At 37.0% G+C, this 9,042-nt stretch carries 4 protein-coding genes; 3 read left to right on the top strand and 1 reads right to left on the bottom strand.

What is annotated here, in order from left to right; genetic code table 11:
• Positions 1-491: 491 nt before the first annotated feature.
• The gene (locus NEOC84_RS05555) at positions 492-2,108 is read left to right on the top strand and encodes a DUF294 nucleotidyltransferase-like domain-containing protein (RefSeq protein ID WP_166156386.1); all 1,617 of its coding nucleotides are present in this window, start codon (positions 492-494) and stop codon (positions 2,106-2,108) included.
• Positions 2,109-2,113: 5 nt separating this feature from the next.
• Here NEOC84_RS05555 and NEOC84_RS05550 read toward each other — a convergent pair whose 3' ends face one another.
• Positions 2,114-3,241, bottom strand: a complete 1,128-nt coding sequence (locus NEOC84_RS05550; protein WP_166156383.1) for an ISAs1 family transposase — start codon at positions 3,239-3,241, stop codon at positions 2,114-2,116.
• 41 nt (positions 3,242-3,282) lie between these two features.
• Here NEOC84_RS05550 and NEOC84_RS05545 point away from each other — a divergent pair, with 41 nt between their 5' ends.
• Together NEOC84_RS05545 and NEOC84_RS05540 are read left to right on the top strand one after the other, a co-directional pair.
• Positions 3,283-5,082, top strand: a complete 1,800-nt coding sequence (locus NEOC84_RS05545) for a tetratricopeptide repeat protein (protein WP_166156380.1) — start codon at positions 3,283-3,285, stop codon at positions 5,080-5,082.
• A 94-nt stretch (positions 5,083-5,176) separates the two neighbouring features.
• Positions 5,177-8,914, top strand: a complete 3,738-nt coding sequence (locus NEOC84_RS05540) for a tetratricopeptide repeat protein (protein ID WP_166156377.1) — start codon at positions 5,177-5,179, stop codon at positions 8,912-8,914.
• The last annotated feature ends 128 nt before the right edge of the window (positions 8,915-9,042 follow it).

Here is a 9,042-nt window from a genome sequence, read left to right as displayed (position 1 = left end):
GCCCTTCTTCCCCGTGCTTTTATTTTCCCTCCATCCTTTAATGGTTTCATCCGAAAACCATAAAGTTATGCTTCCTCTTTGTTCTAAAGCTTTGTTATACTCGGACCAATTACGTATGCGGTAAGTGACTTTTTTTTCCATAGCCTGCCTATATTTTTGTTGTTGCAAACTAATTTTATAGCTCTTATGTGTTAAAGGGCAATCTTATCGCATACACTTCTTAGCATTTACGCAACAACGCCAATATAGCAGCACATTATTTAAACGAGTAATTAAAACTCTAGCCGTGCCATCTTAAATGTAAATTTTCTTAAATTTTATTTCTTCCAAATTAATAAGATTTGTTAAATAATTGATATTTATTATTTATTCACTCTCCTGCTTTTTTTAAAAGATTAATAAGGGGTAGATTTTATTTTATTTAACTAATTTCAACCTTAAATAAACATTTTACTAGGCAAGTCTTCGAAGAGCCAAAATAGGATAAGCTTATGAATCAGTTCTCATCAGATCCTTTCCGTATTCATCCCTTAATTTTTCCAGCTTTTGAAAATAATGAAAAATATTCTAGTTACTCAACAAGAGATACCACAGCCTATAGAGATATTAGTTTTAAGATATTCAAAGAACTGGGGTTACAAGATCTATGCCAAGCTAAATTAGTCTGTAAGGAATGGAAACATTTAATTGAAGGTGGCTCTTTAGCCATAAAAGCTTATACTCTAGCTTTAAAACTTTTTATTCAAAAAGGTAACCCTATTAAGCAAGCTTTTTGCATAGAAAAACTAGGCGATATTTATTTAGGCAAAGATAGTACTAAAGCATTGCTTCAAGCCGTAGGGCTATACAATTACTCCTTACGTATTTCTTCGGAAGGTCAACAAAAGATTATCAAAGAAAAACTTTTTAATGCGCAGCGCCTACTTACTAGAATTTGTGGAGGAAAATCTTTAAGCAATGAATTAATAGAAAAACAATTTGAAGGTAATCGCGAAGTATTAAAAAATTTTAGAGAAGAAATAGAGAAGGAGATTCAAGTACTGTCCGAAAATCCCTCCCCTCAAGAAGTAAGAAAGCTTTATAGAGATATTGCAAAGGGTGTAAAAAGCTTTTTTAGCATTCTAGCTAACCAAGCCATTGATGTCTTAGGCGATGCACCTTGTGAGTATGCCATGATAGGCTTTGGCTCGTTAGCTAGAGAAGAGATGACTCCTTATTCTGATCTAGAATTTGGGGTTCTTATACAAGAAGATACTCTTATAAATAAAAAGTATTTTAGGGATTTTACAAATCTACTTCACTTGCAGGTTATCAACTTAGGCGAAACGATTCTTCCTGCATTGAACATTCCTTGCTTAAAAGCCATCCATTTTTTTGATGGTATTACGCCACGCGGCTTTGCTTTTGATGGTGCAGGGGTAGAAGGAAAAGGGTGTAAAACTCCTTTAGGCAATGGTAAAACATTTGAGCTTATCCAAACCCCTGAAAAGATGGCCCAATATATTGCTCAAGATGAAAATGGAGAGTGGTGGCATGAAAAAGAGCCTCATCTTCCTATGGAGCTATTAACCTTCACTCACTTGTTAGGCAACGAGGAGCTAACCGAGCAATATAGACAAAGTGTTCAACACAAACTCGCTACTCCTTATCAACAAGATTTTGATCTTCGTCAATACTTAGCTAAAAAGCATTTGATCCAGGCAGATATGATATCTTTTAATCCAAACCTAAATGATCTAAGAAGACAAGGTATGCTTTTTAGAGCTAAAGAGGACTTCTACCGTTTTCCTCATCTAGCTTTAGATCGCTTGGCTCTGTTTATAAAAGTGACTGCTTCAAATACCTTTTCCAGGCTTGCTCAGTTAAATGAGCAAGGGATTTTAACGGATGAGGCTGCTGAAAAGCTAGAGGAGTGGATGAGCATAGCATTGCTTATGCGCCTTAGAACCTATTCCTACTATCAATCCCAGAAAGAGATGATGAACCCTTTAATTAAACTCTTCGGATTTGAGGATCCAGCTCTTATTAGAAAACAGTTTGCTTTAAATCCGAAATTATTAAAAAAAGTAGAAAGAATTTATAGTATTTTTATCAGGGAAATTGCATGAAGATTTTATTTACCATTTAGTATTTCCATCATGTAGTCTCGATTCCACCCGGCTTTTGCTCTCTTGCCCTTGATTCCTGCTTTTGTTTTTGTATCAGCTTTTAATAAATTCATTGTACATCTTTTCAAAACAGATAGATTTTCGGGACCGTGGTCTTTACGGACTTTGCTCTTATCTTCCCCATAAGAAACATCTAATTGCCAATGAACTTTGTTTTCGATACCCCAATGCAAGCGTATGCCTAGTCCATGCTTTTCAGCGCTAGCTTTTTCACTAGCAATATAGTATCTAGCCTCTATAGATGTCTTATCTTTAATGCGCCTAGTGCTTCTCATGCAGACTAGCGCATTCAGATCTACCCATTCTTCTTTCTGGGGCAGCCAATCTAATTCATGCGTACACCAAACTTCTCGCTTCTCAAAACGATCTCTGCTCTTTTCTTCAATCGAGTAATAATCGCAACTCGCTTCTTTAGGTGTTACCTGTATAGCTTGATCAAAAAAGTTTTTGGTTTCTGCATGTAGATTCCCTTGATTACCTTTCAGTGCGAGTAAGTAATGACCTCCTTGATGGCGAATCTGTTTAGCTATCTCTTTCTGACATCCAGCTGCATCTATGGTAACTGTAGCTCCTTTGATATCAAGCATATCCAATAACAAGGGAATGGCAGTTATTTCTTTTGATTTTGTGTCCGTAGCAAGCTGACCAAGTATTAGCTTATTCTCTGCTGCAAAGGCACTAACCATGTGAATTGCTTTTCCTTCACGAGCTGCATCATACGAGCCTCTTAATGTTTTGCCATCTATAGCAATCACTCCTTTAATGGCTCCAGCAATGTTTTGGGTCCATTGTACAAAACATCTTTCAAAATTCGAGGCAGATACATAGCGGAAAAATCTTCCTAAAGTATCATGCGATGGCACGCCTGCTAAGCAAATTCCATGCTCTTGCAGCCAAGGTAAATTGCAAGATGCCCATAAATGGATGGTTGCCCAATCATCTGCACCGCATAAAACCGCCAAAATGCTAATCGTAACAATATCAAACAAACTATAGATTTGGTTTCTTTGCTTCCTTGGATCTTCCAGGTCCTTAAATACAGCAAAAATACTATTGGGCTTATGCGTATCCATTCATTCCTCCTTTTTAAGGAAAAGAATGATAATTATACCCCTTGCTTTGTCAACTTAAATCTTCATGCAATTTCCCTGGTATTTTTATTCCTTTCTATCAAACTGTTCAAAAGTTTCTATCTGGCGATGAGGAGGCTCTTAAGTCTTCCACTTTAAATGGTGATTTGCCTCAAATCCAAGGGGACATAGCTTTAAGATTATTTCAACAAGAAGAAGCAAAAAAGTGGTATATCTTAGCAAGACAGTCTACCCCACAAAATCCTGACATTATAAATATTTTAGGGCTTATCTACGAAGAGCAAGGTGACTTAAAGGCTGCAGCTGATTGTATCAATCAAGCAATTGCTACGGAGTGTGAACATGCGAAAAAAGATTACTTTAAGATGGCAAAGTTTTATAACAATCTGGCGCAAATCTATACTCAACAGGGGAAGTTAGAGCAGGCAGAGGAGTTTGTAAAGAAAGCGCTTGCCATTGGACTTAAGCCTAAGAAGGGAAATCTTGGTATTGTAGCGATGTCGTGTAACAAACTAAGCCAAATTAATCTTGCTCGAAGAAATTTAGAGCTGGCGATAGAATATACTAACACAGCACTCGTTATACACTTGAATTTTCTTGGTAGAGATCATCCTGCTGTAGCAGTGGAATATAACAATTTGGGGGTATTCTACACAGAACAAAAAAATTTTGCGCTCGCAGAAATTTATACCATGAAAGCGCTCAATATTGACATTAAGCATTATGGCGAAAATCATCCTGCCGTGGCAAGAGATTATAACAATCTAGCTTGGGTCTACCTTGGCTTAAAAAAGCTAGAAAAGGCAGATGAGTCTAGCAAGAGAGCCCTCAACATTAATCTCAAGTTGTTTGGTGGCAATCATCCTACCGGAGCAGCTTATTATCATACGCAAGGTGTAATTTATAAGAACCAAAGGAATATGAGTCAGGCAGCTGAATATTGCGAGAAAGCTTTAGAAATGCAACTTAGGTTATCTGGTGAAAAAAATTTAAATGTAGCAATCATTTACACCAACTTAGGGGCGATTTATAAAGAACAAGGAAAGTCAAAACAGGCAGTAGAACGGACTAAGAAAGCGCTTTTTATCATTCACGGCCTGTTTGGTAGAAAGCATCCTAATGGGATAAAAATTTATTATAGTTTGGCGGAAATCTATATATCTCAAAATGAATTAAGATTGGCGGGTAAATGCATTAAAAAAGCACTTAAAATTGAGATTCCACTTTTAGATAAAAATGATTATAGGCTGGCAAATTTTTACCACCTACTGGTGCAAGTCTATGGAAAACAAGGAAAACTTGGTCGGGCAGCTGAGCATGCTAAGAAAGCGCTTGAAATTAAGATTATGCATTCTGGTGAAAATAATTTAGAAGTTGCAAAAGATTATGATAAATTAGGAATGCTTTATCTTAAGCATGGAAATTTAGAATTGGCAGCTAAATGCTTTAAGAAAGAGATTAAAATTAATACCCTGCTTTTTGAAGAAAATTATCATAAACTATCAGTCCTTCATTATCAGCTGGGGCAAATTTATATAAAGCAAGGAAATCTTGATCAAGCAGCTGAACATATGAAGAAAGCTCTTGAAATTAAGATTATGCATTCTGGTGAAAACCATTATAAAGTAGCCATCCTTTACAATAATTTGGGAGTGATTTATTTAGCACAGGAAAAATTAGAATTGGCAACCCAATATGCCGAGAAAGCGATTAACATTAAGACAGCACTATTGTTTAAGGAAAAGCATTTTTCTATTGTAATGATGTTTAGCGCCCTAAGGAAACTTTATAGAATGCCAGAAAAGATTGGAATTGGTAGCTAATTATGCTAAGAAAGCGCTTGAAATTGAAGCTTCATTTTATGAATAAAGAGCATTGAGTAAAAAAGCTAAAGCTAGCTAAAAAATGGATAAGTTTATGAATCAGCTTTCATCAGAGCATCTCCGTATTCACTCATTAATATTTCCTGTCTTTAAGCATGAAGAAGCACCTGGTAGCTATTCTGCAAGAGATACTACTGCCTATAGAGAGATTAGCTTAAAGATATTCAAAGAATTAGGATTACAAGATCTATGTCAAGCCAAACTAGTCTGTAAGGAGTGGAAGCAGCTAGTTGAGGGTAGTTTTTTAAGTGAAAAAGCCTATACGCAAGCCTTAAAGAGCACTGTTGAAAAGAAAGACCCTATTCAAGAAAGCTTTTGCATAGAAAAATTAGGCGATATTTATTTAAGAAAAGAAACGACAGAGACGCTTCTGCAAGCGGCGGGTCTTTACAATTATGCCTTACGCCTAGCTCCTCAAGAGTGGCAAAAAGTTATTAAAGATAGACTTTCCCAAGTTCAAAATTTTCTTGTTAAACAATGTAAAGGCAGACCTTTTGATCCGGTAGTAGTAGAAAAACAATTTGAAAACAATCGTAAGGTATTGAAAAAATTCAGAGAAGAAATAGGGGAGAAAATTCAAAAGCTACCCGAAACTCCTTCTTCCCAAGAGGTGAGAGATCTTTATGCTGAGATAGCTCGCCAGATAAAAATTTTCTTTGGGCAGCTTGCAATACAAGCTTTTGACAATTTAGGGCCTGCTCCATGTGAATACGCCATGATAGGCTTTGGTTCGTTAGCTAGAGAAGAGATGACTCCTTATTCTGATCTGGAATTTGGTATTCTTATAGAAGAAGATACTTCAGTAAATAGAGAATATTTCAAGTGTTTTACAATTCTCCTTCACTTGCATGTTATCAACTTAGGAGAAACCATTCTTCCTGCTTTAAATATTCCTTGCTTAAAAGCCATCAATTTTTTTGATGGTTTAACACCTCGGGGCTTTGCCTTTGATGGGGCAGGAGTAGAAGGGAAAGGCTGTAAAACCCCTTTAGGAAATGGTAAGACGTTTGAGCTTATCCAAACTCCTGAAAAGATGGCTCAATACGTCGGTAAAGATGAAAATGGTAAATGGTGGCATGAAAAAGAGCCTCATCTTCCTATGGAGTTACTAAACTTTACTCATTTGCTAGGCAATCTTCAATTAACTAAAGCTTATGATGAAAAAATTCAAGAAATCCTTAATACGAATACGTATTATCAAGAAAACCTTGATCTGCGCCAGTATTTAGCTAAGCAGCACCTTGTGTTAGCTGATATGATAGCTTTTAGCCCAGGAATGGGTGATTTAGGCAGGAATGGCATGCTTTTTCAAGCAAAAAATGATTTTTATCGCTTTCCTCATTTGGCGTTGGGCAGGCTAGCTCTTCTTAAAAAAATAGTAGCTTCTAATACTTTTACTAGAATTGATAAGCTAAGGGAATTAAACATCCTAAAGAAAGAGGCCGCTGAAAAGTTAAAAGATTGGATGAGCCTAGCATTATTCATGCGTCTTAAAACCTATTCTCATTATCAAGCGCAACAAGAAATGATGAATCCTCTTCTTAAACCCTTTGGATTTGATGATCATGAGCTTACTAAAAAGCAGTTTGCCTTAGATCATAAAGCTTTAAAAAAAATTAAAAAAATTTATCAGGTCTTTATTCCTTTCTATCAAGCTGTCAAAGAATTTTTAGTAGGCAATGAAGCTAAACTTAAATCTTCCGATTTGGAGGATAACTCGCCGCAAACGCAAGGCGATATACTTCGAAGGCTTTTTCAACATAAGAGAGCAGAAAAATGGTATCTTAGAGCAAAAGTAGCAAATCCACAAAATTCGGAGGTGTTAAATGCTCTAGGAATCATTTACCATAAGCAAGGCAATTTAGTACAAGCCGCTAAGCATAGCAACAAAGCGCTTACCATTGACCTTAAGCTTTATGGTAAAAATTATCCTCAGGTGGCGAGAGATTATAGCAGCCTAGGACTCATTAACCAAGAGCAAAGCAATTTAGGCAAGGCAGTAAAGTATAGCCGAAAAGCGCTTGTTATCGATCTTAAACTTTTTGGTGAAAATCATCCCCTCGTGGCAATCGACTACAGTAATCTAGGAGCAATCTACAACGCCCAAGGTAATTTAGACAAAGCATTTGAGTATAGCAACAAAGCGCTTGGTATTAACCTTAATCTGTTTGGTGAAAATCATCCCATCGTAGCAACATGTTATAGCAACCTAGGAAAAATGCACAACGGCCGGGGTAATTTAAACAAGGCATTAGAGTATAGCAACAAGGCGCTTACCATCGATCTTAAACTTTTTGGTGAAAAACATCACAATGTGGCAATTCGCTACAGCAACCTGGCAACAATCTACCACAGCCAAGGTTATTTAGACAAAGCGGCAGAATGTAGCCGTAGAGCGCGTGCTATTAATCTTAAGTTTTTTGGTGAAAATCATTCTACAATAGCAAACGATTACAACAATTTAGGCCAATTTTATCAAGAGCAAGACAATTTAGAGAAGGCGGCAGAGTATACCATTAAAGCGCTCGTCATTGACTTTAAGCTGTACGGAGATAATCATCCCAAGGTGGCAAGTTGCTACAGTAACCTAGGGCAAATCTACCAAGCTCAGGGTAATTTAGAGAAGGCAGCAGAGTATAGCAGCAAAGCGCTTGCGATTGACCTCAAACTTTTAGGAGAAAATCATCCCCAAGTGGCAAGTTGTTACATCAACCTAGGGCAAATTTATCAAGCTCAAGGCAATTTAGACAAGGCGTTTGAGTATAGCAATAAAGCACTTACCATCGACCTCAAGCTTTTTGGAGAAACTCATCCTACGGTGGCACTCGACTACAATAACCTAGGAGCAATCTACCAAGCGCAAGGTAAATTAGACAAGGCGTTAGAATATATCACTAGAGCGCTTATTATTAACCTTAGTCTTTATGGAGAGGATCATCCCACGGTGGCAAGCCGCCACAATAACCTAGCAGCAATTTACCAAGCGCAAGGCAAATTAGACAAGGCATTAGAATACAGCACTAAAGCGCTTGCTATTAATCTTGGGTTTTATGGAGAGAATCATTCCAAAGTGGCAAATTGTTACACCAACCTAGCAGCAATTTATCAAGAACAAGGCAAACTTGACAAGGCGTTAGAATACAGCATTAAAGCGCTTACTATTAACCTTAGACTTTTTGGTGAAAATTATCCTAAAGTAGCAACTGATTACAGCAACCTAGGAGCAATCTACCAAGCTCAAGGTAATTTAAACAAAGCGTTTGAGTTTATTAACAAAGCGCTCGACATAGACCTTAAGCTTTTTGGTGAAAATTATCCTAAAGTAGCAACTGATTACAGCAACCTAGGAGCAATCTACCACGACCAAGGCAGCTTAGATAAAGCGGAAGAGTGTAGCAATAAAGCGCTTGACATAGACCTTAAGCTTTTTGGTGAAAATCATCCCTTGGTAGCAATTGACTACAGCAACCTAGGAGTAATTTACCAAGCCCAACTTAATTTAGATAAGGCGGCAGAGTATAGCACTAAAGCGCTTGCCATTAATCTTAAGCTTTTGGGGGAAAATCATCCAAACATAGCAATTTTTTATAATAATCTAGGAAGGATCTACCAACAACAAGGCAATTTTAATAAGGCATTTAAGCATATGAGTAAAGCTTTAGAACTCTCCTACCGTCTATATGGAAGAGGTCATCCCACGGTAACAACATTTTGCAATAACCTATTAGACCTCTTCTTAGAGGCTTATTCAACACACCCCAGGCAAAAATAGTTTTTTTTCTTAAATTTTAAACACTTGGGATGCCATCTGATTAGCTTTAAAAGTTAGCCTATAAAATTTTGTTACCCAAAGTGCTAGAATAACTTTTAGCCCAGATTCCGCAGGTTAATTTCCATTGA

The sequence above is a fragment of the Neochlamydia sp. AcF84 genome, from assembly GCF_011087585.1.
In the GTDB taxonomy this organism is placed as follows: domain Bacteria; phylum Chlamydiota; class Chlamydiia; order Chlamydiales; family Parachlamydiaceae; genus Neochlamydia.
This window is presented reverse-complemented; position numbering and strand designations above follow the sequence as displayed.